Origin of the sequence: Vibrio sp. MED222 (assembly GCF_000153005.1) — a bacterium.
Taxonomy (GTDB): Bacteria; Pseudomonadota; Gammaproteobacteria; order Enterobacterales; family Vibrionaceae; genus Vibrio; species Vibrio tasmaniensis_A.
This window is the reverse complement of sequence record NZ_CH902608.1, coordinates 79,828-101,440: the sequence shown is the minus strand read 5'-3', so window position 1 is coordinate 101,440 and position 21,613 is coordinate 79,828. Positions and strand designations below refer to the sequence as shown.

Sequence of the window (21,613 nt, the reverse complement as noted above, 5' to 3'; positions counted from 1 at the left end):
TTATTGTGACTCTAAGTACTCAATTGATTGTATTACTAAGTGGGCAACGGGTTGGGAGAAAAAGGGCTGGACTAAGTCGGGCGGCGAGATCAAAAACCTCGATATTATTAAGCCTGCGTATGCTCTCTACCAAGAACTGGCTTCAAAAATCACCATCTACCATGTGAACGGACACGTTGGTATTGAAGGTAACGAATTGGCCGATAGAATGTCGATTGTGGCTATTTCATCGAAAGAGCAGGAGCTAGCTCAATATCGTGACATCGAAGATCTTGAGTCTATTTTGGCACTTCGAGCAGGTTAGCTAGGCTTCTTAATGAAAAGCTAATGAAAAGCTAATGAAAGTTACTGAAAGCATAAGTCGCCATCATTAGGCAGTGCTAAGTTGAGCGTTACATTTCAAATGGATGTAGCGCTCTTTTGTTCTTGTGGTGCTCAGTTGTTTTTATGTGCTTAGTAGCTCTTGTGATGCTTAGCCGTTCTTGCGATGCTTAGCTGTCTGAGTTAATCCTTATTGAGCTGGGTTCTCTATCCAACGAGATAATTGCTGAGCTTGTTTGATCGAATTAAAACTGTCTTTCACTCTCTCACGTGCCTTTAAACCCATCGATGTTTTATCGTTACTGCTCAGCTGCGCGAAACGCTCAATCGCTTCTCTTAATTCTTCCACGTTTTTTTCGCTAACCACAAAACCTGTCTCTGGTGAGACGATCTCTTTGCATCCCATGATGTTGGTGGTAATGACGGGTGTTCCCACGGCCATCGCTTCTTTTAAAACCAGTGGCCCTGTATCCACACACCCGGTTTCGGAAAAACAGAAGGGCGCGATTAGGCTGTCATAGTTCGATAGTTTCTCTTTCACCCACTCGTGAGGTTTCGCGCCAAGAAAGGTCACGTTTCGAGCAAGTCCTTTTTCTTTGACCTGCAATTTTAATTGTTGCTCTAAATCGCCAGTACCGATGATATCGAGATGAATGTCGAGAGGTTCGGCAATCGGTGCCAATGCATCAATAAGATGGTGGATACCTTTTTGCTCCACTAATCGACCAAGAAAAACAAAGCGAAGTTGCTTCGTTTCGGTTTTGGGGGTGAGTTGGAATTGTTTGGTATTCACTCCGCAGTGCAGGAGCTTAATGTTTCCCTTAGCCATGGTGTTGAAATCAGTGAGCATGTCTTTGCACACTGCGACCACAAAATCACTCGACGAAATCTTCTGTTCAATATCATAAGCGAACTCGTAAACATCATGACCGTGAGCAACGAACGAGCAGGTGATATTCAGTAGCTTTGCCGCGACGATGGCGTGAGCTGTAGTGTGCTGACAGAAATGCGCATGAACGTGTTCGACGTCGTTCTCGGCGAGTTGCAGCGCCAGTTTGAATCCATAAGCGAACAGTGATTTTTTTGGCATGCTGGTTTGCTTAGAAATAAATGAGATAGCCTTGATGAAACCTATCCAATTAATGCTGGCGACTTTACCCATCCGAACATTATTGCCTATTTCGACAATGTCGTAGTCGAACTGTTTTTCGCTGTTTTCAATTTCGAACGTCATTACACAAACATCGTGCCCACACGCTTTCACAGAGTCGACTTCTGTTTGAATGAAGGTCTCACTGAGTACAGGGTAGGTTGGTGCCACAAATGCTACTTTCTTCATTCCTTACTCCTCAAATCCATATGACTAAAGCTATCAAGCCAAGTTAATAACCAATAAAGCAAGATACGAACCAAGATCGAATCTTAGCTTTAGAGGGCTTTCTGAAGGTTATCCCTAAAGAAGTCGCTCGTTTTCTCAAATTGATAATCAAATTGGAGGTGCAGTTTTTTTGAACATCTGTGTTTGGTCGTCATTTTGAGAATAGGCGTGTAGGTGACTGATATAGAGCTGATTTCGTAGCAAGACGCTCTCGGCATAGAACGTGCAACGTTAGCCATATAACGTATAAATCTGAGGGCGTCATTATGGCTAAAGTAAGTGTTGTTATTCCTACCTACAATTGTTTGGATTACCTGCCGAAGGCAATTGGCAGCGTACTGAAGCAGACTCATCAAGATGTTGAGCTCATTGTCATTGACGATAACAGCAACGATGGAACGTCGACGTATCTCGCTTCGATAGAAGATGAACGCATTATTACGTTATCCACTTTGGGTGTTGGCGCGCCTCAAGCGAGAAACCTAGGGATTGAAAAGGCGACCGGAGAATACATCGCTTTTTTAGACGCGGACGACTTCTGGTTTCCAGAAAAAATTGAGCGCCAACTCGAATTTCATCAACGATACCCAGATCTTGCGATGAGCTTTACTAACTACGAACACCTTACTGAAGACTATCAAGTGATAGTTGATTGCTTTAGTTATTGGTCGCAGTTTCAAGACCAAGATGAAGCGTTTATCAATATAGAAAACCCATTAGAGTTCATCATTGAAAACAATGTTATTGGAACATCAACGGTGATGGTGAAAGCGGATGTGTTTTCTCAAACAGACAGTTTCAATGCTGACATTAAGTATGGGGAAGATTGGGAGCTGTGGCTTCGAATGAGTGAAAGCCATCAGATCGGTGTGTTGAACTCCGTGCAGGTTGGTTACTTGATGAGAGCGAGCTCTGTTACCCAAACTGAAAGTCTTAAATTGAGAAATTTGCAGTCTATAGAGGCCATTCTCCAGCGTTACCAAAATGACAATCAACGATGGAACCTACCGACGTCCAGTTTCAAAATTGCAAAGGCAAGAATACTAGAAGGTTACGCCGACTATTACAGAGGCTTACAACAGAACCGACGGGCCATCTCTTATAGCATCCGCTCGTTAGCGTTGGCTCCTCAAAAAAGAACCTTACGACATCTTCTTGGGGACTGTAAAAGTTTCCTAATGCCTGCATTGTAAGGAATAGGTGTCTGCTATGGGGTCACTAAAACAGTCCGCCTATTACGCCATTGGTATCGTGATGATGAAAGGGATCTCGCTCGTGATGATCCCCTATATCACCCATAAGATGACGTTGGTTGAATACGGTTCTTTAGAAGCCATCGTCTTGTTGGCTGACATCGGGACAATCCTATTTAGCTTTGGGATTGTTGAGGCAATGTACCGTTATGTGGGCGTCGCTGAGGGTGAAGAAAAGAGAAAGCTGGCCTCTAACTGTTTCACGTTGAGTGTCTTGGTCTGTGTGTTAGGCGGTTCTTTAATTGCTCTTAGTATGCCGTTGTTGTTATTGATGCTGCCCGTCGAGTTTCAGCCCTATCAAATATTACTTCTTCTGATACCGACCATGTTAGATGGTGCGATTTCTATCCCGTTAACACTGATGCGAATGAATGCGTTAGCTAAGCGCTTTTGCATGCTCAATGTATTGAAGGCAACGGTGCAAGCTGCAATGACCTTTGTGTTGCTTGAAGCGGGTTATGGCATTGATGGTGTTCTGATCTCTTCCGCTGTTTCGAGTGTGTTGTTGATGCTGTGTTTACTGCGTTATCAATGGCAGGAGATGGGCTCATTTGGCAGCCTAAAATACTCCGCTAAGATCCTAAAGTTTGGATTACCCACGTTAGTCGGTGGTGCTTCTATTTACATGATTACAGGCCTAGACCGTTGGGTGATGGCAAGCTTTGTGGGTGTTGAAGAACTTGCAATCTATGCGGTCAGTGGCAAGTTTGCGTTGCTGCTTGGCTTGTTACTGCAGCCTTATGCTCTGTGGTGGTTTCCAAATCGGGTGGCCATGCTACAACAGCCTGGCGGTAAAAAAGTCTGTGCGGATAGAGCGCTAGTCGGCGTGAATCTGGCCATAGTGTTGGGTTGTTTGATGATCCTTACGGTGCCTGGTTTTATTGCTTTGATTCTGCCCAGCAGTTATCAGTATGCAGGTACTATTGTTGTCGCACTCTTGGCGATTGGTGTGATTAAGAATGCAGGGGATTACCTCAACCTTGGTTGTTTCAGCGGTGACTCAAGCCAATCGCAAATGTGGATACAAGGCGGGTGTGCGATTGTAGCAACCATTGGCTATCTTGTTGTGACACCGATTTATGGCGTGTGGGGCGTGGTGGTGGTGCTTTGTGGTACTTATGCCGTGAGGCTGTCACTGCTTTATATTGTGAGCCAAAAGATGGAGTACTTGCCTTACGATCATCGTAAATGGATGGCTGCGGTGAGTATCGCCATACTTGCGATTACCAGTCACAGGCTTCTTGGTTGGGCGCTGGTTGATGTTCATGACTTTGTTTTAGGCAGTTTTGTGGCAATAGTGACGTTAGTCGTCTTTGTTCGATACTCTGTTATTCCTGTTCCACAAGTGTTGCTCGATAAGCTCACGTTAGGCAAACATTCCCACGTAAGTTGAACCGATTTCACCCAGAGCGCGGGTATTCTGATAAGCGTCTAGGGAAATATGAATTAATGATAATAAAACGCTGTTCATAATTATTTTAATTAGATAGTATTTATAAATCTAGTGAATGCTAACTATGGAAAGATATATGAATAAGTGGATGCTGCTCCTCTCTCTGTTTTCAGCTGCCTCATACAGTGATTCTCATTTTGCAACCGAGAGTGTTGATACTCCCGACTTCAATTCATCGGGTTTCAAGCCGCCTGAGGTTTCTCGACAGGAACAAAACAATATCGTTTGTGAAAGTGTCGTTTGTAATTCAATCTCGCGATCGCAGCCCGTTCCTGAAGTGGGCGAAGTACCGGATCGAGAGCCGAATAAAACATTAGAAACGATAGCGAGTGCGATTTTCATCGCGGGCGAAATTGGTATTGCAGACAATTTGATTGAACCAGACGAAGAGCATTATATTGTCGAGTAATGATTAATTAAAATGGCGGCATGTGAAGCTGAAATACAGAGCTTTCTGCATTCGTTCATTGATTAAATATTTACGAAGTTTTTAACAAGGACGAAAAATGGAAATCTGGAAGTTAATGCTATTCATCCCCGCTTGTTTCGCGCTCAACATGACACCGGGCCCAAACAATTTGTTATCAATGAACAACGCCCGTTGTTACGGATTTCAGGCCGCCTTTGTCCCTGGTCTAGGAAGAATCCTTGCTTTTTCCGGCATGATTGCTTTGGCTGCATCTGGTTTAGCGGTTGTGCTTTATACTTCTGAAACGCTGTTTTTCCTGATCAAATTATTTGGTGCAATGTATCTGTTGTGGATCGCGTTTAACCTATGGCGATCTCAAGCCAGCCCGGTCGCGGATATCGAGCGAAATAAGAACTGGTTTGGTCTTGTTAAACAAGAGTTCGCACTCGCTGCGGGCAATCCAAAAGCGATACTCATTTTCACTGCATTCCTTCCTCAATTTGTCGATGTTTCTGCGAACGTAAATACTCAATTCTTTGTTTTGGGAAGTACGTTTCTTGTATTAGAAATGCTCGCAATTTCTATCTATGCAGCCTTTGGCTTATATCTACGACATTGGTTTTCAAAACCTCAGATGGCCAAGCGTTTCAATAAAGCATGTTCTGTGTTTCTTGCCTTGTCTGGTGCGAATTTATTGGTGAGTCGTCAGTAGGAATTGACTGGTTTGTGAGTTGTATTTGTCGATGGTTTTGGTGCCATTAAAGAAGAGAGTGCCTATCTAGAGCCCGCATCTTGATGCCGGTTTAAATATGGGCGTACGCACGCCTAGGTCAACATCACGATACCGTGCATTAATACGACACTAGAGGTCAGTCGGGTTCGCATATCAAAGTAGCCGTCGGGGCCTTCACTTTGATTCTCTTCTCTCATTGACCTTTCCGCTCGCCAAACCGCAATGTAGCCTAAGATCAGAATCAGAGTGGTGAGGAACTCTTGTTGCTCACCGAGTAGCACCGCTAGCCACGCTGCCAACACAATAACATTGCTAAGAATCAGAGCCTTGTTGCTGGATTGGCTTTCGAAGTTCTCTATCCCATTGCCCCACAAGATGCCCGACAAAAAGCTCAAGATAACCACGCTGTAGGTGATGAAGAGTGTTTCGCCGCTCAAGCTAAAGAATTGCCTGTCGGTGAGTGATAACAGTAGGCCGAATAAAAAGGGGATTAAACCCATATAACCGAGCTTGGCCATGGTGTTGCGTGTTTGAGTTGTCTCCATGTAATCTAACCTCATAACTGCTGCTCTATTGCATTTTTGAGGGTGCTACTGGTTGGCGATGTAGAACTCGGGAAGGTTGCTATCACTTTGCCTTCTTTGCTGACCAAGAACTTGTAGAAATTCCATTTCGGTTTGATACCGGCTTGTTGTTGGATTTCGGCAAAGACTGGATTTGCGTTTGGCCCAGAGAGTGACGCGCGCGCCATCATTGGAAAGGTGACGCCATAATCTAGGTAGCAGATTTTTGCGGATTGCTTCTCGCTTCCTCTGTCTTGGCGAAAATCATTACTTGGGAAACCAACAACCGTGAACCCTTCATCTTTATACGTTTGGTGAAGCTGCTCTAGTTGCTCGAACTGAGGCGTGAAACCGCATTGGCTTGCCGTATTCACGATTAATAAAGTCTTACCTTGGAACTCTTCACACAGCTCAATTTCTTCGTTTGAATTTAGCAGCCTTTGTTTGCCGTTGAGTATCTCAGGGCAGCTTGCTGAAAATGCGAATGAACTTGTTAGGCTTGCGATTAGGGCGGTGGAGCACAGCAGTGAATGTTTCATAAGTCTGACTCATTTTAGTTGGCGTAACTGTTATTACTGTTCAGCGACTTGAAATGATCACTTTGCTAATCATTAACCGTCACTATTTAAGAACTAATCAAGTGTCATCGCTGATGAGATATGGAGCGACCAAACGACTTATGTTCACCCTTGCTCCAAGGCGAGATGCCAGTAGGTACATGCCTCCAATCTTTCGGTGGAGGAATAGAGCGTCTGCTGGTGGCGTATGCCAATACTCTTGCTCCATGCTGAGTATGGTTCCCGCTTCACGAAGCCTTTGTGCTAAACCACTGGCTTTGAAGTTGTAATCTTCGTCGACAAGCATGGGCTCACACGCCATAGTCACTAAGTTAAGAATGGCTTGGCGCTGATCGGGCAGTATGACTTCGCTAAAGAATCCAATCTGTTCGAGTGCTTGATTGAGCCCTGATTCGTCTTTATTAACAACAGAAGTAAAGGCCAAACGATAGCCATCACTGAAGCGGTCGCTGTATTCACGGGTGGCACCGAAATCCAATAAGCCAATCTGTCGTGTTTGTTCTACATACAAGTAATTGGCGAAGTTGGGGTCGGTCTGTACCATCCTAAAATCGAACAATTCCCTGAACATGAGTTCGAGCAAGCTGTGCATCACAAAATCTCGAGTACTTTGATCATAACCTTCAATTTGCTCTATCGAGATGCCCTCAATGAAGTCCATGGCGAGCACCGATTCTGATGAGATTTGCGCATGAATCTTAGGCACGACGAAGTGAGAGTGCTCTTTTAATGCATTTTGATAACGAGTCGCATAGTCGGCCTCGCGAGCATAGTCGGCTTCATCATGTAGTTGTTTTTTTGCCTCTTCTAACAAGCCTTTGTAATCGACTGACTTGGGTATCAACCCAACAATATTGAGCAATGTACCAACGTTATCCACATCACTGTCGATGCTTTTTCGAATGCCTGGGTATTGGACTTTTATGGCAAGTTTGTCTCCAGAGTCGCTATACGCTTGGTGAACCTGACCGATGGACGCACTGGCGATGGGCTTAAAGTTGAAGGAGATAAACTCCACCTTCCAGTTGATTCCGAGTGAATTTTCCAACACTTGGCTGAGCTGTTTGGCTGGCAGTGGGTCAGCGTCTGAACGTAGGCGAGAAAGAATATCGGCTAATTCAGGTTCTAAGACATCGCCTGCATCCATTGATAGCATCTGCCCCAGTTTCATTGCTGCACCGCGCAGGTGTGCGAGTTGATCGGTGAGCCGAGCAATGTTTTGTGGCGTTAGCAGTAAGTCTTTTGCTGTCGGCCTATTGCCCTGTGCGAGTTGCTTGGTGCCTTCCGTCAGCACATTACCCGCGACCCTTGTTGCCAGCGAGGCGAACTTACTGAATCTTGAAATACGATGGGTAGGTAGATTTCTTTCTTTTGCCGACATAAAGGTTCTCACTTAGTTATCAAGATTGATACCAATCGTAGTAAATAACTGTTCACCCTAGCTTGTTAAAAATCTCGATAACGTCGTTAGATTTTTTGATTGTAGAATAACTACTTATCGAAACTTCTTGTCGAAAAGAGCCGCCTTGTTCTCCAGCTTTTTCCCTGCGCTATTTTTGACCACTTACTTACTGTGATTGGTATGACTACAAAGTTCTATAAATCATTACCCAACCGAATGTTTTGTTGTGGTAACTTGTCTCGCGAAACAGTAAACAGAATTTAGAGGACAAAACATGAAGTTTATTTGGTTAAAAGTCGCGGTTACCGTTTTAGTTTTTGCTGCGCTGTTTGGTGTGGTGTATTACAAAGTCGCGAGTGGTATGTCTTAATACCAATGCAATTTAGTACAGCTATTTAGTGCAGCTGTTACCGTTGCAACGTGACTTTCCAGTTAGCCAGAAAGAGACTTTGTATCGGTTCTTGGCAAACCGCAGATAACACCAGTCGGCCATTGGCCTAAATATCGCCCAGCGCAATGGGGTATAAAGCCAACCTTTACCAACCAGCTTCCACGCTTGGTAAGTCACGTCCAAACCCAGCAGCAGTTTTCCATTCTCATCGAGTGCATGCAAAATCGTGTTGGCTGCCTCTGCATCTATCTGCGGGTAATCTGTAAACGCCTCACTGTAGATATCGATGGTTTGAATCTGATTTTTGGTATCAGATTTAGCCAGTGCCGCCATCTCTTTTGCACAAAGTGGACAGGTGCCATCGTAAAATATCGTTAATGCAGTCATTGTTTCCCTAACTATTTTTGCTAATTTTAAATTGTACGCAATCACCAACTAGGTGGATCATTTTACTCAGTTATCCGACACTGTAATTGTGACGACTATTTTACAGTACCATTACAAGGTAAATTCCGCGCTAATAACTAACGATAAAGAGTTGGTATTGATGATAATTAACGTAGCAAAAAAGTTTATTTTGGCAGCTTCTGTGCTGGTGCTAAGTGGTTGTGTTAGCTACAGCGTGACTGAGCAAGAAATGATGAACTACCTGCAAGATTCGGTGATGTTAGAACAAGAAGTCGGTGTGCAAAACGTTATGTATGCGCAAGTCGCTGTTGATGATTTAGCGGTGCAGATTGGTAGAGCTGATACCGAGCGTGTGTCTGTTTTAGCGAACACCAATGCAAAAGTTCAGGTGTTCAATATGCCGAATATGGGGTTGGACTTGGATATCGAGTTCAGTGCGATTCCTGAATACGACAAAGAGAGCGGCGAGATTTATTTGAAATCACTGCGTTTAGAGCGCTTTGAAGAAAAAGATAAACAGCTTTCGCCAGAGATTGCCAAACTACTTAAGCCTGCCGTTTCTATGATTGGTTTTGCTTTGTCCCAGTCTCCAGTTTACAAGCTCGACAGCAATAAAGTGCAAGAGTCGTTGATCAAGTCATCGGAACCCAATCTAGTGATTAAAGACAACAAGCTGGTCATCGAGTTATTCGATTAACCTTTCACGTTTAGCTTAGACTCAGATTTAAAACACAATGGCTGCCGATTTGGTGGCCATTTTTGTTTGTGTTGAATCAGTAAGATTTCTGTTTTTAGACTGTCTATTCAGCTTGTTTTCTCTGGCTTATTTATTGAATTAGCCGCGTATCTCACCTTTACTTTACTCTTGTGAGCAAGTCATCGCTTCAGTCATCAAATCATAAGAAAGAAAAGGTGAGCGAACTATGAAGAATCCAGTGATAGCGGATACCAAGCCAGTCAAAGTGGAGCTAACAGAAGGGGAGGAGTATTACTTCTGTACCTGTGGGAAATCGAAAAACCAACCGTTTTGTGATGGTTCTCATGCAGGAACGGGCTTCAAACCGAAGAGTTTCGTGGCCGAGGAAACCGGCGACGCTTACCTGTGCCGCTGTAAGTATTCGAACAATCTCCCTTTCTGTGATGGCACCCATAAACAGTTTACGGCTGAGCAAGTGGGCCAAGAAGGCCCCGATGTTCACATCCAAGCGGCAACGCCCGATCTCTCACCTGCGGCTTCTGCAACCAAAGAGGAGCCCACGGTTGAGTTCATTCATCAATTAGCACGAGATGGCTTATCCAAAGTGGGGCATCACGGGCCAATGATTTCAATGGGCGTTCCAAGATATCTATTGCCTCACTGGGATGATATTCAAGTGATGGTTGCACAAATGGCGACCAAACCGTTATTGGAACATGTGCCAGTTGGTACTGAGCTTATTATTGGGCCAAAAGCGAAAAAGCCACTCAAGTTGAACATATCTTTGTTTGTTTCTGATATGAGTTTTGGGTCGTTGTCTGAAGAAGCGAAAATCTCTTTAGCGACAGGCGCGGAGCTTGCGGGAACGGGAATTTGCTCGGGTGAGGGAGGCATGTTGCCCGAAGAGCAAGCGGCAAACTCACGTTACTTTTATGAATTAGCTAGCGCACAATTTGGTTACGATGAATCTAAGCTCAAAAATGTCCAAGCCTTCCATTTTAAAGGTGGGCAGGGTGCTAAAACCGGAACTGGCGGTCACCTACCGGGTGCGAAGAACATTGGCAAGATAGCAGAGGTGCGTGGCATTGAAGCGGGTACCGCCGCGATTTCTCCACCCACCTTTGTTGATCTAAAAACCGTCGAGGATTTCAAAAAGTTCGCCGACCGAGTTCGAGAGGTGACTGGCGGGATCCCAATTGGCTTCAAGTTGAGTGCCAATCATATTGAAGAGGATATTCAGTTCGCATTGGATGCCAGTGCCGATTACATCATCTTGGATGGTCGAGGCGGTGGCACAGGTGCGGCGCCAGAAATGTTCCGTGACCATATTAGCGTGCCAACTATTCCAGCGCTTGCTCGTGCCAGAGCCTATCTAGACAAGCAAGGCGTAAGTGGCAGAGTCACCTTAATCATTACTGGTGGGCTTCGTGTTCCAATGGACTTTGTAAAAGCGATGGCGCTTGGTGCAGATGGTGTCGCTATCTCGAACAGTGCCATGCAGTCGATAGGGTGTGTTGCCGCCCGAATGTGTAACACCAATAATTGCCCGGCGGGCATCGCGACTCAAAAAGCCGATTTACGCCAACGGTTAAATGTCGAGAAGGCATCGAATCAATTGAAGAACTTCTTCGAAGCCTCGACTGAATTGATGCAAGTGATGGCGAGAGCGTGTGGTCATGATCATTTGAATCAGTTTAATCCTCACGATTTGGCAACATGGAATCGCGAAATGGCCGAGCTATCCGGAGTCGCTTACTCTGGTGTCAGTCCATTAAATCAACTTAAGTAAATAGTATTTCGATCAAGCACACTCACTGTATTTTGGGTGTGCTTATTTTTGTCTGTGTAATACTAATCTATGTTTAACCTTTCGTAATTAACTGCTTTATAAGTGTTTTTAAATTATTTCCTATTTTTTGAAAATATCGCTTTACCTCAAGTTAACTTGAAGTTCTATCATCGTCCCCAATCTAAAAACACAATCTATCACCTTGTCGCCTAGTGCAGGTTTTGATGTTATCAAACAGACGTTACGAATCTTCAGTTATGAACTTTGAGCTCCGTAATTGAAGTCATGAGTGCAAAAAGGTGAGAAAAATGAACAAGGATCAACAATGAAAGTATTAGCGATTGGCGCGACCAACAGTAAAGCATCGATTAACCAACAATTGGCAGCGTACACCGCAAGCTTAGTTGAGGGCGCGCAAGTAGAGGTGCTCGATCTTAATGATTTCGAGATGCCCATTTACAGTGAAGACAGAGAAAAAGAGTCCGGTGTCCATCAACATGCGCAGCGCTTTTTTAGCAAGATTGGCGAAGCAGATGCTGTCGTCATCTCTTTTGCAGAGTACAACGGTTCATACACCGCAGCCTTTAAGAATGTGTTTGATTGGACATCACGAATCGACATGAAAGTGTACCAAGGCAAACCTGTTGTGATGCTCTCCACATCACCAGGCCCAGGTGGCGCCAGCTCTGTGTTGTCGTCTGCGGTACATTCTGCACCTTACTTTGATGCTGATGTGAAGGGCTCGATGTCGGTACCAAGTTTCTACGATAACTTTAATGTAGAAACGGGAGAAATCATCAATGCCGAAATAGCAGAGAGCCTGAAATCGATCATGAGTCAGATTTAGAGAGCGAGAACACCACAATAAAACAAAGTAGCTATTTGCGTGGTTTCTTTTCATTGCGCCCGTTATCAAAGTTTAAGGACATTAATTAGTTAAGATGAGAATTGGTCGTTATTATAAAGTTAAAGTAAGCTTTAAATATTTATGATCTCAAGGATAGTGTCGTAATGAGAAACATCGTATATCTCACCATAGGCCAATTGGCGGAGCGAAGTGGTGTGGCACCTTCAGCGCTGCGCTTTTATGAAACCAAAGGGTTGATTGCTTCGATTCGTACTAACGGAAATCAACGCCGGTATCAGTCGGCGATGTTGAGACGAATTGCGTTGATACAAGTCGCGCAGTCGATAGGCTTCACGCTCGAAGAGATCACCGAAGAGTTATCAACACTGCCAATGAACCATACCGCGACTAAGCGAGATTGGGAACGCGTTGCGAAGAAATGGCAGGGGCAACTGGACAGCAAGATGGCGCAGATTAAATCTCTACAAGAAAACCTAACTGGTTGTATCGGTTGCGGGTGTTTGAGTATGCAGAAATGCCAATTGTTGAACCCTGAAGATATTCTGCATGACCAAGGACAGGGCGCACAACGCATTGTTGATTAGACTAACTGAGTTCCTGAAAAACATGGAGCAACGGGCTAAGTTTTAGCTTTTACTCAATGGGTTAAGCAACAGTTGTGGCCGAATAGCGTGCCTAGACAATCACGAATTATAGGTCTAGTTTAGGTGGTTCTTTCAATAAAAGAAGAGGTTAGTTATGTTCAGCCATGTTTTTCTCGGTACCAAAGATATTGAACGCGCGAAGGCTTTTTATGACCCAATCATGAAAGTGCTTGGTTATAGCGAAGGTTCTGTTGATCCCAAAGGGCGCTGTGTTTACGTTAGCCAAACGGGTGTGTTGGGTTTAACGAAGCCGATTGATGGTCAGCCTGCGACTCACGGCAACGGTATGACGGTGGGTTTTCTTGCATCCTCCCCAGAAGTTGTAGATGAGTGGCATCGTGTTGGCGTCGAAAATGGCGGTACCAGTATTGAAAATGGCCCCGGAGCGAGAGGTTCTGACGAGCGTCGCTTGTACATGGCTTATTTGCGAGATCCTGATGGAAACAAGATCTGTGCAACTCACTTTATGCCATAGTGGCGTATACTTAGATGACATGGACTGTTAAGGATCGCTGGCGAATGCGAAGAACCAACAAAATGACACCTAATGAACTGTTTTATGAAAGCTTTGAGCGTTGCAGGATCGATGAAGAATTTCTAGAAACATTTTTGGCGGACTTCTGCGAACACAACCCTAGGTTTTCAGAGCGATTTGAAAACATAGGGTTAGAGCAACAAACCAAGATGCTTAAAGCTTCAATCATCCTTATCTATAACTCTGCAGGTCTGCCGAGCGTACGAAACTCGGTGAGAAAGCTTGGGAAGCGACATAAAGATTTAGGCATGGATATTTCTGAGCAAGAGCTCAACGAGTGGTTTAATTCCTTGCTCAATACGGTTAAAAAATACGATCCACTTTATGATGAAAATATCGAACAAGCTTGGGCACATACCTTGGAAACAGGACTTGCTATCATGAAGAAAGAGTGTGTAGTCTGAATCAAAAAATGTACAAAGTAAGCCCCACACAACAAGAGGCTTACTTTTTTATCGACTCAATTAAAAGGTAAAGCCTGCTTGGATATTCAGTACCGACTCAGCGGTATACCAACCAGTACTTCCGCCGAACTCATACCAATCAAATCCAGCTCGAGTCACAAACTTGGAGTGGCCGAAAACTGGTTTTAGTGACTTGTATTCTGCGCCGATGCCGTAAGTTAAGCCAAAATCACCATGGGACCCTTTGTGGACTTCATTATTATCGCTAGATCGGAACACCAATTTGGTATCTGAGTGTGCGTAAAACGCGCCCGCCTTACCATAAACAGCGAAGTTTTCGCTGAAGCTGTGCTTATACATAGGTGTTAATGAAAGCATTAAAGAATCGAACTCTTGCTCTGTTTGAAGCACCTTGTCACCATTATAGCTAGTAGACTTATCGTCAGTGCTGATAACAAGTAACGTCGATTCAATATACCAATTGCTTTGAACGATCTGGCTACCTAACGTGAATTGAGCGCCAACGTCACCGCTATCCATACCTACACCACCTAATGTGTACATTTCGTTTGATGCGAAAGCTGAAGTTGATGCGATCCCCGTAACTGAGGCAATCGTAAGAGCCGCTAAGACTAATTTTTTCATTGTTTTTACTCTGGTTTGTAAATTTCGGGAGAGGATTTTAGCGGCATTTTCAAAATAAAAAACACTGTTCGAATGGGCGATGGTAAGATTAAATGAAGATTAAATATCTCAAAACATAAGCCTGTATTTCCATGACCTAAAATTACAATTTTTTAGATGGATCAAATGCGCGGTGTGCGAGAGTTAGTCTATGATTTAATGGGTTTTCTATGAGGGAGGGCGGTGCATGTTTCACGCAGAAAAACCTCTGGCGACGGAGGTCATCACCAGAGATAAGAATCATTCGAGGCTTACGTTTTAATTGAAATTAAATCCAAATGACCAATGTTGGGTTGGCATTGGATTGGCCGAGGGTTCTAACACGTTACGATAATCGGATTAAAAGTGAGCAGCCCAACCAATCAGGAACCCTTGCGATGCGGTATCGTATTCAAAGGTACCTTTGTTTTCGTAATCAACCCAAGTGGATTTATACGCCAGATTTAAATCCGACCAGTCGTTAATTTGATAGCGAGCGCCGGTTAACAGAGATGAGGTAAAGTCGGTATCGCTTCCAAGGCCCATATCTAAGCTCGTGTGCACAGTCCAATTTTTGTTGAGTTCCTTGGTCCAACGAACGCCTATCAGATAATCAATCCAATCTTCTTCTAAAGATCTTGAATTCAGGGTTGTCCCGCTGTTTGTGTAGAGTTTGGAATCAATATCGTTATCCCACCAGCGTAATCCAACCATATAATCAATGGCACCAATGTCGTATTGGTAGCGTTTAAAGCCTTTTGCTTCTAAAACGCCTTGTCTGATCTCAAGCTTGCCATTAAGAATACCTGTGTTGCCGATGATTGAATCTGACTTTCCGCTCAGTTTCATGTAGCTGTAGTCAACGTAATAACCCCACTGATTGTTATAGATCCCCTCTAGTCGAAGCATCGCTCCCATATCCAAATGACCCATGATGAATGCAGGGTCGACATCAACATCGCTAGAAATATCACCAATTGTTGTATTACCACGGATATTTAAAGCAAGCGCATAAATTTCTATGCTGTGTTGCCACTTTTTCGTGTCCGATTGTGAACTTGCTTCTTGTGCATTTACGGTTGAACTAACAGCCAACGCTGATGCGAGTAGGTAATGCCATTTAGCCATATTGATATCCTTATCTTCGATGTGAAATAGCACGAATGTGAATGTGTGTTTTAACTATCCATTTTTCACATATGCAACTTGTATATTGCTGATTGTAGACTATGTTTTTTGAAAAGAGCCAAATTAAAAGAGTAAGGATATGAAGCCACAAAGCATTTTTTTGTTCGTTGCTGTTTTGGGTTTAACACCGATTGCGTTGTCGTACGGTTATGCCCCCGTTGTCTCCCTTGATTATCTTTTCGGAATTGATGCTAGCCCTATCAATGTCACTCATATCTTTCGTGCTGTGATGGGGTTGTACTTAGCGTTGGCTCTGTTTTGGATAGTAGGGGCGTTACTAAAGAAATACCGACTGCCAGCACTCTACAGTTTGGTGGTCTTCATGTTGGGTTTGGCTGCCGGCCGAGTCATTAGCTTGTTGATAGATGGCATGCCTCACTGGCTACTTGTCGTCTATCTACTATTGGAGCTTGGCTTTGGTTTGGTAGGAATAAAAATGGTTCACAAAGAGCAATCTGAAACAGTATAAGGACATTCTATGAAAAGGATTTTCCACCTTGTTGTGATGAGTGTGTTGAGTAGCTTTTCGCTATCAGCATGGTCAGCACAAGAGCAACCGAATATTTTTGTTATCTTCACGGATGATATTGGAATATCAAACCTGAGTGCTTATCACAATGGTGTGATGAGCAGCGAAACACCGAACATCGATAGTATTGCTGAAAAGGGCATGCTATTAACGGATTACTATGCTCAACCTTCTTGTACGGCGGGTCGTTCTGCATTCTTAACGGGTCAACTCCCTGTTCGAACAGGCATGCACTCAGTTGGGTTACCGGGTGGCCCAGTTGGTTTAAGTGCCGACACGCCAACGCTTCCTGAAATCCTTAAAACCATGGGTTATGTCACGGGGCAGTTTGGCAAAAACCACCTTGGTGATAGAGATGAATTCTTACCGACAATGCACGGTTTTGATGAGTATTGGGGTTGGTTGTATCACTTGAATGCAATGGAATACACAGAAGATCCAGATTGGCCAAAAGATGGATCTTTGGATGCGTTTGCACCTCGTAATGTTATTTATGCAAGATCAGACGGTAAAGGTGGTCAAACGATTGAAGACGATGGTGCATTGTCGATCGAGCGTATGCGTACACTCGACGATGAAGTAAATAAACATGCGATCAACTTCATCGAAAGGGCGGTTGAAGCGGATAAGCCATTCTTCACTTGGTACTGTCCATCACGTGGTCACGTTTGGACGCACCTGTCACCTGAATACGAAGCTATGCTTGGCCAAAACGGTTGGGGACTTCAAGAAGTGGTCATGAAAGATCTTGATGACCATGTTGGTGAAATGATGGCCAAAATGGAAGAACTCGGTATTGCCGATAACACCATCATCATTTTCACTGCGGATAATGGTCCTGAGATCATGACTTGGCCAGATGGCGGTATGACACCTTATCACGGTGAGAAAGGCACAACTTGGGAAGGTGGCGTAAGAGCCCCTGCACTGGTTAGCTGGCCGGGTAAAATCCCAGCGGGTACTGTAGGCAATGGCATCTTTGATGGTATGGATTGGTTACCCACTCTTGTCGCTGCGGCTGGTGGTCCAACGGATCTAAAAGAAAAACTGCTGAAAGGTCACGATGGCTTTAAAGCGCACCTTGATGGTTACAACCAAGTGGATATGCTGACTGAGAAAGGTGAGTCAAACCGTAAAGAGATCTACTACTACGAACGAGACAAGCTGCAAGCGGTTCGTGTTGGTGATTGGAAGGCGCACTTTGTGGTCCAAAATCATGGCTGGAGTGGTCCGAAAGAGGAGCTAAATGCACCATTACTGTTTAACTTACGTCGTGACCCATACGAGAGAGCGGCGGAAGAGTCGGGCATGTACTTGAAGTGGATGGGGCAAAAAATGTGGGCATTTGGTCCTGCTCAAGCTGCTGTACAACAACATCTAGCAACCTTCCAAGAGTGGCCCCCAGTGACACCAGATTTACCAGCTGAAAAAACAGGTGGTGTGGGTAACTAATACGCACTTGTAAAAACTAAGTGCCCGGTTAACAAACCGTTGACTGGGCATTTTTTGTTTGGTCTATCAATCTTTTCTTTGAGTAAAAATAAGCCCGAGTTAATAGAGTTCTGAGTAGATGGTAGCGCAAGCTAATCCCCAAGAGGCAACTTATAGCTGTTTTTCAACTCTTTAACCGAGATATTCGACTGAATCGCACTTACACCTTTTACTCGTCTGATCGAGCTAATACGCTCAAAGTACTCTTCTAAATCTTTCGCTAGCACTTGAATCATATAGTCGGCGCCGCCTGCAATACAGTGACACATAGGAATCCAATCGGTTACTTCGACAAACTCTTCAAACGGTTCTGTGTTTTCTACTTCATGGTTACCTAAGGTCACAAGAGTAAAACCAGCCACATGAAAACCAAGCTTTTTGCGGTTTAGCTTCGCGGCGTAACCATCGATATAACCCGTCTCTTCCATGCGTTTCCAACGGCGCCAACATGGGGTTTCGCTGAGGTTCACTTTCTCTGCGAGCTTGCTGTTGCTCATGCGTCCGTCTTGTTGGATATGTTCTAAGATGGCGATATCTGTGTCATCTAACACTTCTTTGGTGGATTCTTTCTGTTTCATGGTGTTTTTAGGAAGGTCTTGCTCAAATTTGCATTAATATTAGCCTATATAGCAATTTAATTCCTAGTCGAATCTGTAAACTCTCTCCGTATAAATACTTTACTTATTAGGAGTGAGAGGAAATGAGCTCTCAATTAATGCTGGCGTTCTTGCTATTTTCAACATCAATTGCAATTACACCTGGGGCAGGCAATATCGCATTACTTGGGATTTCAAGTCGTTATGGATTTGCTGCGACTTTACCTTTTATCTCTGGGAACGCTGTTGGCATCATCATCGTACTGGCAGGATCCAGTGTCGGATTGGTGAGTCTATTTACCCTTTACCCAGATCTTTATAACATTTTGAAATACGTGGGTGCGGCTTACTTGCTGTTTATGGCGTGGTCGATTGCGAACATGCAAATCGAAGAAAGCACCACAGATAAACGTTCAGGTTTTATGTCAGGTGTGTTGGTGCAGGTGTTAAACCCTAAAGGTTGGATAGCTTCATTAACCGTGTTTTCGCAATTCATTACTCCGAATGCAGATTACTTGATTCAAGTAGTGACCATTATCGCGGGTATGGTGATTACCGGTGTGCCGTGCATGTTGGTGTGGGCGTATTGCGGCACCATGCTGAAAAAATTACTGCAATCACCAAAACAGATGATGTTTGTGAACCGTTGCTTGGGTGGAAGCTTAGCGATGGTGGTTGCCTTTATGCTTTATCAACCGGCATAAATCACAAGGAAAAAAACCACTCCTAAATCCATAGGAGTGGTGTCTAAATGTCGACTAAGTCGTTAACAGTAAAGAATTAAGTTAACAAATATTTAAGGAACTTGAGTTAAAAGCTTTTATGCCTAGAAGCTTTTAAGTTTTAAGTTTTAAGTTTTAAGTTTTAGGTTTAAAGATTAAGCCGTTTCAGCCTCTTTAACTGGAGCTGAGTTACGGATTAGGTGGTCAAATGCACCTAAGCTTGCTTTTGCACCTTCACCCATTGCAATGATGATCTGTTTGTAAGGTACGGTTGTTACGTCACCCGCTGCGAATACACCTTTCATTGATGTTGCGCCATGAGCGTTAATTTCAATTTCACCGCGTGGTGAAAGCTCTACCTTCGAACCCTTCAACCATTCGCTGTTTGGCATCAGGCCGATTTGAACAAAGATACCTGCTAGTTCAATCTGTTTAAGTTCATCGGTGTTGCGGTCTTTGTATTCCAGACCGGTTACGCGGTTGCCATCACCAATCACTTGCGTTGTTTGCGCCATCTTGATGATTTCGATGTTTGGTGTTGCGTTCGCTTTGTCGATAAGCACTTGGTCTGCACGCAGTGTGTCTGCAAATTCAAGTACGGTTACGTGTTCAACGATACCCGCTAAATCAATTGCCGCTTCGATACCTGAGTTACCACCACCGATAACCGCTGTTTTCTTACCTTTGAATAAAGGACCGTCACAGTGTGGGCAGTAAGCGACGCCTTTATTGCGGTAATCTTGCTCACCCGGAACATTCATTTCACGCCAGCGAGCACCGGTACTGGTGATAACCGTGCGAGATCGTAATGTTGCGCCGCTCTCTAGTTCGACGTGGATGTAACCGTCGCCTGTGTCTTCGGCTGCGATGATGTTTGCAGCGCGCTGCTCAGTCATTATCTCAACACCGTACTCTTTTACGTGCTCTTCAAGGCTTGCCACTAATTTAGGACCTGTTGTCGCTTTCACGGAGATAAAGTTCTCAATCGCCATGGTATCCATAACTTGGCCACCGAATCGGTCTGCAACCACACCGGTACGAATGCCTTTACGTGCTGCGTAGATAGCCGCTGAAGATCCTGCAGGGCCGCCACCGACAACCAATACATCAAACGGTGCTTGTTCGTTTAGGTTAGCCGCTTTCTTTTCTGCTGCGCCTGAGTCAACTTTGTTCAGGATCTCAGCCAGAGACATACGGCCTTGACCAAATAGCTCACCGTTAATAAACACGCTTGGTACTGCCATGATGTCGCGAGACTTCACTTCGTCTTGGAATGCTGCGCCGTCGATCATGGTTGTCTTAACCAGAGGGTTAATCGCCGACATCATGTTGAATGCCTGAACCACTTCTGGACAGTTTTGGCATGAGAGTGAGATAAAAATCTCTACATTAAGCTCTTGATCGAGTTCTTTAATTTGCTCGATTACGTCCGCTTCAAGCTTGATAGGGTGACCACCACTATGAAGCAGTGCAAGTACCAGTGATGTGAACTCGTGGCCCATTGGCAAACCGGCAAAACCGATCGCGGTGCCTTTCTCTTGGTTCACTACCTGCATGATAGGACTGCGAGTGCTTGCGCTGTCATCTCGAATCACTTCAATTTTGTCAGTGAGAGAAGCTATATCATTCGCCAGATCTTGAAGTTTGTTCGCGGTGTCGCTGTCATCTAGGCTAAGGACTAACTGAACATTGGTTTTTAGGTTTTCTAGGTATGCTTTTAGCTGCTGCTTCATTGCTTGATCTAACATAATCGTGCCTGCTCTTAAATTCTGTGTCTTGGTATTGACCAATACCTTCTTGCTGAAAAAGGAAAATAAAAAGGGGGCGCAAGTCGGCAAATATTGTGGTGTTGATGTTTTGAAAGGGTGGCGCGCAACTGCCCTTTAGGAGGGAGGCCGAAGCGCGCCTGTAGAACCGTTTAACTGTTCTGTTTTACTTGTTCTTTCTTAGCTGTTCTTGTTTGAACTAGGCTTAGATTAAATCTTGCCTACTAGGTCTAGAGATGGCGCTAGAGTCTCTTCGCCTTCTTTCCATTTAGCTGGGCAAACTTCACCTGGGTGAGCGGCTACGTATTGTGCTGCTTTAACCTTGCGTAGTAGGTCTTCTGCGTCACGTCCGATGCCTTCAGCTGTGATTTCCATTGCTTGGATAACGCCTTCAGGGTCGATTAGGAACGTTGCACGGTCTGCAAGGCCTTGACCTTCACGCATAACGTTGAAGTTGTTTGTGATGTTGCCTGTTTGGTCGCCGACCATGAAGTATTCGATAGTGCCGATTTTGTCAGAAGTATCGTGCCATGCTTTGTGAGAGAAGTGCGTGTCAGTTGATACTGAGAAAACTTCTACGCCGCGAGATTGAAGCTCTGCGTATTTGTCTTGTAGGTCAACTAGCTCAGTTGGACATACAAACGTGAAGTCTGCTGGGTAGAAGAAGAATACAGCCCACTTGCCTTTAACGTCTTGCTCAGTGATTTCTACGAATTCGCCGTTTTTGAATGCTGTTGCGTTGAATGGTTTGATTTCTGTGTTGATCATGATTCGACTCTCTTTCTAATTTGTAGTGTTTAACGCTATCCCGCGTCGATGGAGCTATATTGCA

General features: G+C 44.4%; 24 protein-coding genes. 14 read left to right on the top strand and 10 right to left on the bottom strand.

All coding sequences use genetic code 11. The annotated features are described in order from the left end of the window. Positions 1–304 (top strand): RNase H family protein (locus tag MED222_RS10120; RefSeq protein ID WP_009847230.1); only part of this gene is annotated, 304 nt, incomplete at its 5' end. A 207-nt stretch (positions 305–511) separates the two neighbouring features. On the opposite strand, the gene MED222_RS10125 is transcribed toward MED222_RS10120, so the two are convergent. Then, entirely contained in the window at positions 512–1,660 is a 1,149-nt protein-coding gene (locus MED222_RS10125; protein ID WP_009847229.1) for a glycosyltransferase family 4 protein, read from the bottom strand. A gap of 305 nt (positions 1,661–1,965) precedes the next feature. Here MED222_RS10125 and MED222_RS10130 point away from each other — a divergent pair, with 305 nt between their 5' ends. The 4 genes from MED222_RS10130 (at position 1,966) to MED222_RS10145 (ending at position 5,526) form a co-directional block, all read left to right on the top strand. Then, positions 1,966–2,892 (top strand): glycosyltransferase family 2 protein, encoded by a 927-nt coding sequence (locus MED222_RS10130; protein ID WP_009847228.1) that lies wholly within the window; start codon positions 1,966–1,968, stop codon positions 2,890–2,892. A 16-nt stretch (positions 2,893–2,908) separates the two neighbouring features. Next, positions 2,909–4,345: a lipopolysaccharide biosynthesis protein gene (locus tag MED222_RS10135; protein ID WP_009847227.1), complete on the top strand. Its 1,437-nt coding sequence runs from the start codon at positions 2,909–2,911 to the stop codon at positions 4,343–4,345. A 136-nt stretch (positions 4,346–4,481) separates the two neighbouring features. Next, a complete protein-coding gene (locus MED222_RS10140; protein ID WP_009847226.1) occupies positions 4,482–4,814 on the top strand; it encodes a hypothetical protein in 333 nt (110 codons plus the stop codon). A 97-nt stretch (positions 4,815–4,911) separates the two neighbouring features. Continuing rightward, positions 4,912–5,526, top strand: coding sequence for a LysE family translocator (locus MED222_RS10145; RefSeq protein ID WP_009847225.1), 615 nt, complete (start codon positions 4,912–4,914; stop codon positions 5,524–5,526). A gap of 113 nt (positions 5,527–5,639) precedes the next feature. Here the strand turns inward: MED222_RS10145 and MED222_RS10150 are convergent, their stop codons facing one another. The 4 genes from MED222_RS10150 to MED222_RS10165 all read right to left on the bottom strand — a co-directional run bounded on the left by MED222_RS10150 (position 5,640) and on the right by MED222_RS10165 (position 8,868). Continuing rightward, the gene (locus MED222_RS10150; RefSeq protein ID WP_009847224.1) at positions 5,640–6,107 is read right to left on the bottom strand and encodes a DUF3429 domain-containing protein; all 468 of its coding nucleotides are present in this window, start codon (positions 6,105–6,107) and stop codon (positions 5,640–5,642) included. After that, on the bottom strand, positions 6,104–6,649 hold the full coding sequence (locus MED222_RS10155) for a glutathione peroxidase (protein WP_009847223.1): 546 nt from the start codon (positions 6,647–6,649) through the stop codon (positions 6,104–6,106). The genes MED222_RS10150 and MED222_RS10155 overlap by 4 nt, the downstream gene beginning before the upstream one ends. A 97-nt stretch (positions 6,650–6,746) precedes the next feature. Continuing rightward, a complete protein-coding gene (locus MED222_RS10160) occupies positions 6,747–8,069 on the bottom strand; it encodes an ABC1 kinase family protein (protein ID WP_009847222.1) in 1,323 nt (440 codons plus the stop codon). A 412-nt stretch (positions 8,070–8,481) separates the two neighbouring features. Continuing rightward, a complete protein-coding gene (locus MED222_RS10165; RefSeq protein WP_009847221.1) occupies positions 8,482–8,868 on the bottom strand; it encodes a thiol-disulfide oxidoreductase DCC family protein in 387 nt (128 codons plus the stop codon). 160 nt (positions 8,869–9,028) lie between these two features. Between MED222_RS10165 and MED222_RS10170 the strand changes: the two genes are divergently transcribed. The 6 genes from MED222_RS10170 (at position 9,029) to MED222_RS10195 (ending at position 13,826) form a co-directional block, all read left to right on the top strand. Then, positions 9,029–9,586 (top strand): DUF1439 domain-containing protein, encoded by a 558-nt coding sequence (locus MED222_RS10170; protein ID WP_009847220.1) that lies wholly within the window; start codon positions 9,029–9,031, stop codon positions 9,584–9,586. A 226-nt stretch (positions 9,587–9,812) separates the two neighbouring features. After that, positions 9,813–11,375: a glutamate synthase-related protein gene (locus MED222_RS10175; RefSeq protein WP_009847219.1), complete on the top strand. Its 1,563-nt coding sequence runs from the start codon at positions 9,813–9,815 to the stop codon at positions 11,373–11,375. A gap of 325 nt (positions 11,376–11,700) precedes the next feature. After that, positions 11,701–12,222, top strand: a complete 522-nt coding sequence (locus MED222_RS10180) for an NADPH-dependent FMN reductase (RefSeq protein WP_032555252.1) — start codon at positions 11,701–11,703, stop codon at positions 12,220–12,222. Positions 12,223–12,386: 164 nt separating this feature from the next. After that, a complete protein-coding gene (gene soxR / locus MED222_RS10185) occupies positions 12,387–12,827 on the top strand; it encodes a redox-sensitive transcriptional activator SoxR (protein WP_009847217.1) in 441 nt (146 codons plus the stop codon). Between the two features lie 154 nt (positions 12,828–12,981). Continuing rightward, on the top strand, positions 12,982–13,362 hold the full coding sequence (locus MED222_RS10190) for a VOC family protein (protein WP_009847216.1): 381 nt from the start codon (positions 12,982–12,984) through the stop codon (positions 13,360–13,362). Between the two features lie 62 nt (positions 13,363–13,424). Next, positions 13,425–13,826, top strand: a complete 402-nt coding sequence (locus MED222_RS10195; protein WP_029224030.1) for a globin — start codon at positions 13,425–13,427, stop codon at positions 13,824–13,826. A 60-nt stretch (positions 13,827–13,886) separates the two neighbouring features. Here the strand turns inward: MED222_RS10195 and MED222_RS10200 are convergent, their stop codons facing one another. After that, a complete protein-coding gene (locus MED222_RS10200) occupies positions 13,887–14,471 on the bottom strand; it encodes an outer membrane beta-barrel protein (RefSeq protein ID WP_009847214.1) in 585 nt (194 codons plus the stop codon). Positions 14,472–14,849: 378 nt separating this feature from the next. Continuing rightward, positions 14,850–15,617, bottom strand: coding sequence for a hypothetical protein (locus tag MED222_RS10205; protein ID WP_009847213.1), 768 nt, complete (start codon positions 15,615–15,617; stop codon positions 14,850–14,852). A 139-nt stretch (positions 15,618–15,756) separates the two neighbouring features. On the opposite strand from MED222_RS10205, the gene MED222_RS10210 reads away from it, so the two are divergent. Next, positions 15,757–16,146 carry a DUF4345 domain-containing protein gene (locus MED222_RS10210; protein WP_009847212.1) on the top strand — a complete coding sequence of 130 codons (390 nt, stop codon included), beginning with the start codon at positions 15,757–15,759 and terminating at the stop codon, positions 16,144–16,146. A gap of 9 nt (positions 16,147–16,155) precedes the next feature. After that, on the top strand, positions 16,156–17,658 hold the full coding sequence (locus tag MED222_RS10215; RefSeq protein ID WP_009847211.1) for an arylsulfatase: 1,503 nt from the start codon (positions 16,156–16,158) through the stop codon (positions 17,656–17,658). Positions 17,659–17,789: 131 nt separating this feature from the next. On the opposite strand, the gene MED222_RS10220 is transcribed toward MED222_RS10215, so the two are convergent. Continuing rightward, positions 17,790–18,275, bottom strand: a complete 486-nt coding sequence (locus tag MED222_RS10220) for an Lrp/AsnC family transcriptional regulator (protein WP_004736367.1) — start codon at positions 18,273–18,275, stop codon at positions 17,790–17,792. A gap of 122 nt (positions 18,276–18,397) precedes the next feature. Here MED222_RS10220 and MED222_RS10225 point away from each other — a divergent pair, with 122 nt between their 5' ends. Next, positions 18,398–18,997 (top strand): LysE family translocator, encoded by a 600-nt coding sequence (locus MED222_RS10225; protein ID WP_009847210.1) that lies wholly within the window; start codon positions 18,398–18,400, stop codon positions 18,995–18,997. 173 nt (positions 18,998–19,170) lie between these two features. On the opposite strand, the gene ahpF is transcribed toward MED222_RS10225, so the two are convergent. Continuing rightward, the gene (gene ahpF / locus MED222_RS10230) at positions 19,171–20,763 is read right to left on the bottom strand and encodes an alkyl hydroperoxide reductase subunit F (protein ID WP_009847209.1); all 1,593 of its coding nucleotides are present in this window, start codon (positions 20,761–20,763) and stop codon (positions 19,171–19,173) included. 228 nt (positions 20,764–20,991) lie between these two features. Further along, a complete protein-coding gene (gene ahpC, locus MED222_RS10235) occupies positions 20,992–21,549 on the bottom strand; it encodes an alkyl hydroperoxide reductase subunit C (RefSeq protein WP_004736364.1) in 558 nt (185 codons plus the stop codon). Between the last annotated feature and the right edge of the window lie 64 nt (positions 21,550–21,613).

Excerpts from the sequence above, each read along its gene's own strand:
- MED222_RS10125 (WP_009847229.1), bottom strand. The coding sequence starts at position 1,660 with ATGAAGAAAGTAGCATTTGTGGCACCAACCTACCCTGTACTCAGTGAG.
- MED222_RS10130 (WP_009847228.1), top strand. The coding sequence starts at position 1,966 with ATGGCTAAAGTAAGTGTTGTTATTCCTACCTACAATTGTTTGGATTAC.
- MED222_RS10135 (WP_009847227.1), top strand. The coding sequence starts at position 2,909 with ATGGGGTCACTAAAACAGTCCGCCTATTACGCCATTGGTATCGTGATG.
- MED222_RS10140 (WP_009847226.1), top strand. The coding sequence starts at position 4,482 with ATGAATAAGTGGATGCTGCTCCTCTCTCTGTTTTCAGCTGCCTCATAC.
- MED222_RS10145 (WP_009847225.1), top strand. The coding sequence starts at position 4,912 with ATGGAAATCTGGAAGTTAATGCTATTCATCCCCGCTTGTTTCGCGCTC.
- MED222_RS10150 (WP_009847224.1), bottom strand. The coding sequence starts at position 6,107 with ATGAGGTTAGATTACATGGAGACAACTCAAACACGCAACACCATGGCC.
- MED222_RS10155 (WP_009847223.1), bottom strand. The coding sequence starts at position 6,649 with ATGAAACATTCACTGCTGTGCTCCACCGCCCTAATCGCAAGCCTAACA.
- MED222_RS10160 (WP_009847222.1), bottom strand. The coding sequence starts at position 8,069 with ATGTCGGCAAAAGAAAGAAATCTACCTACCCATCGTATTTCAAGATTC.
- MED222_RS10165 (WP_009847221.1), bottom strand. The coding sequence starts at position 8,868 with ATGACTGCATTAACGATATTTTACGATGGCACCTGTCCACTTTGTGCA.
- MED222_RS10170 (WP_009847220.1), top strand. The coding sequence starts at position 9,029 with ATGATAATTAACGTAGCAAAAAAGTTTATTTTGGCAGCTTCTGTGCTG.
- MED222_RS10175 (WP_009847219.1), top strand. The coding sequence starts at position 9,813 with ATGAAGAATCCAGTGATAGCGGATACCAAGCCAGTCAAAGTGGAGCTA.
- MED222_RS10180 (WP_032555252.1), top strand. The coding sequence starts at position 11,701 with ATGAAAGTATTAGCGATTGGCGCGACCAACAGTAAAGCATCGATTAAC.
- soxR (WP_009847217.1), top strand. The coding sequence starts at position 12,387 with ATGAGAAACATCGTATATCTCACCATAGGCCAATTGGCGGAGCGAAGT.
- MED222_RS10190 (WP_009847216.1), top strand. The coding sequence starts at position 12,982 with ATGTTCAGCCATGTTTTTCTCGGTACCAAAGATATTGAACGCGCGAAG.
- MED222_RS10195 (WP_029224030.1), top strand. The coding sequence starts at position 13,425 with ATGACACCTAATGAACTGTTTTATGAAAGCTTTGAGCGTTGCAGGATC.
- MED222_RS10200 (WP_009847214.1), bottom strand. The coding sequence starts at position 14,471 with ATGAAAAAATTAGTCTTAGCGGCTCTTACGATTGCCTCAGTTACGGGG.
- MED222_RS10205 (WP_009847213.1), bottom strand. The coding sequence starts at position 15,617 with ATGGCTAAATGGCATTACCTACTCGCATCAGCGTTGGCTGTTAGTTCA.
- MED222_RS10210 (WP_009847212.1), top strand. The coding sequence starts at position 15,757 with ATGAAGCCACAAAGCATTTTTTTGTTCGTTGCTGTTTTGGGTTTAACA.
- MED222_RS10215 (WP_009847211.1), top strand. The coding sequence starts at position 16,156 with ATGAAAAGGATTTTCCACCTTGTTGTGATGAGTGTGTTGAGTAGCTTT.
- MED222_RS10220 (WP_004736367.1), bottom strand. The coding sequence starts at position 18,275 with ATGAAACAGAAAGAATCCACCAAAGAAGTGTTAGATGACACAGATATC.
- MED222_RS10225 (WP_009847210.1), top strand. The coding sequence starts at position 18,398 with ATGAGCTCTCAATTAATGCTGGCGTTCTTGCTATTTTCAACATCAATT.
- ahpF (WP_009847209.1), bottom strand. The coding sequence starts at position 20,763 with ATGTTAGATCAAGCAATGAAGCAGCAGCTAAAAGCATACCTAGAAAAC.
- ahpC (WP_004736364.1), bottom strand. The coding sequence starts at position 21,549 with ATGATCAACACAGAAATCAAACCATTCAACGCAACAGCATTCAAAAAC.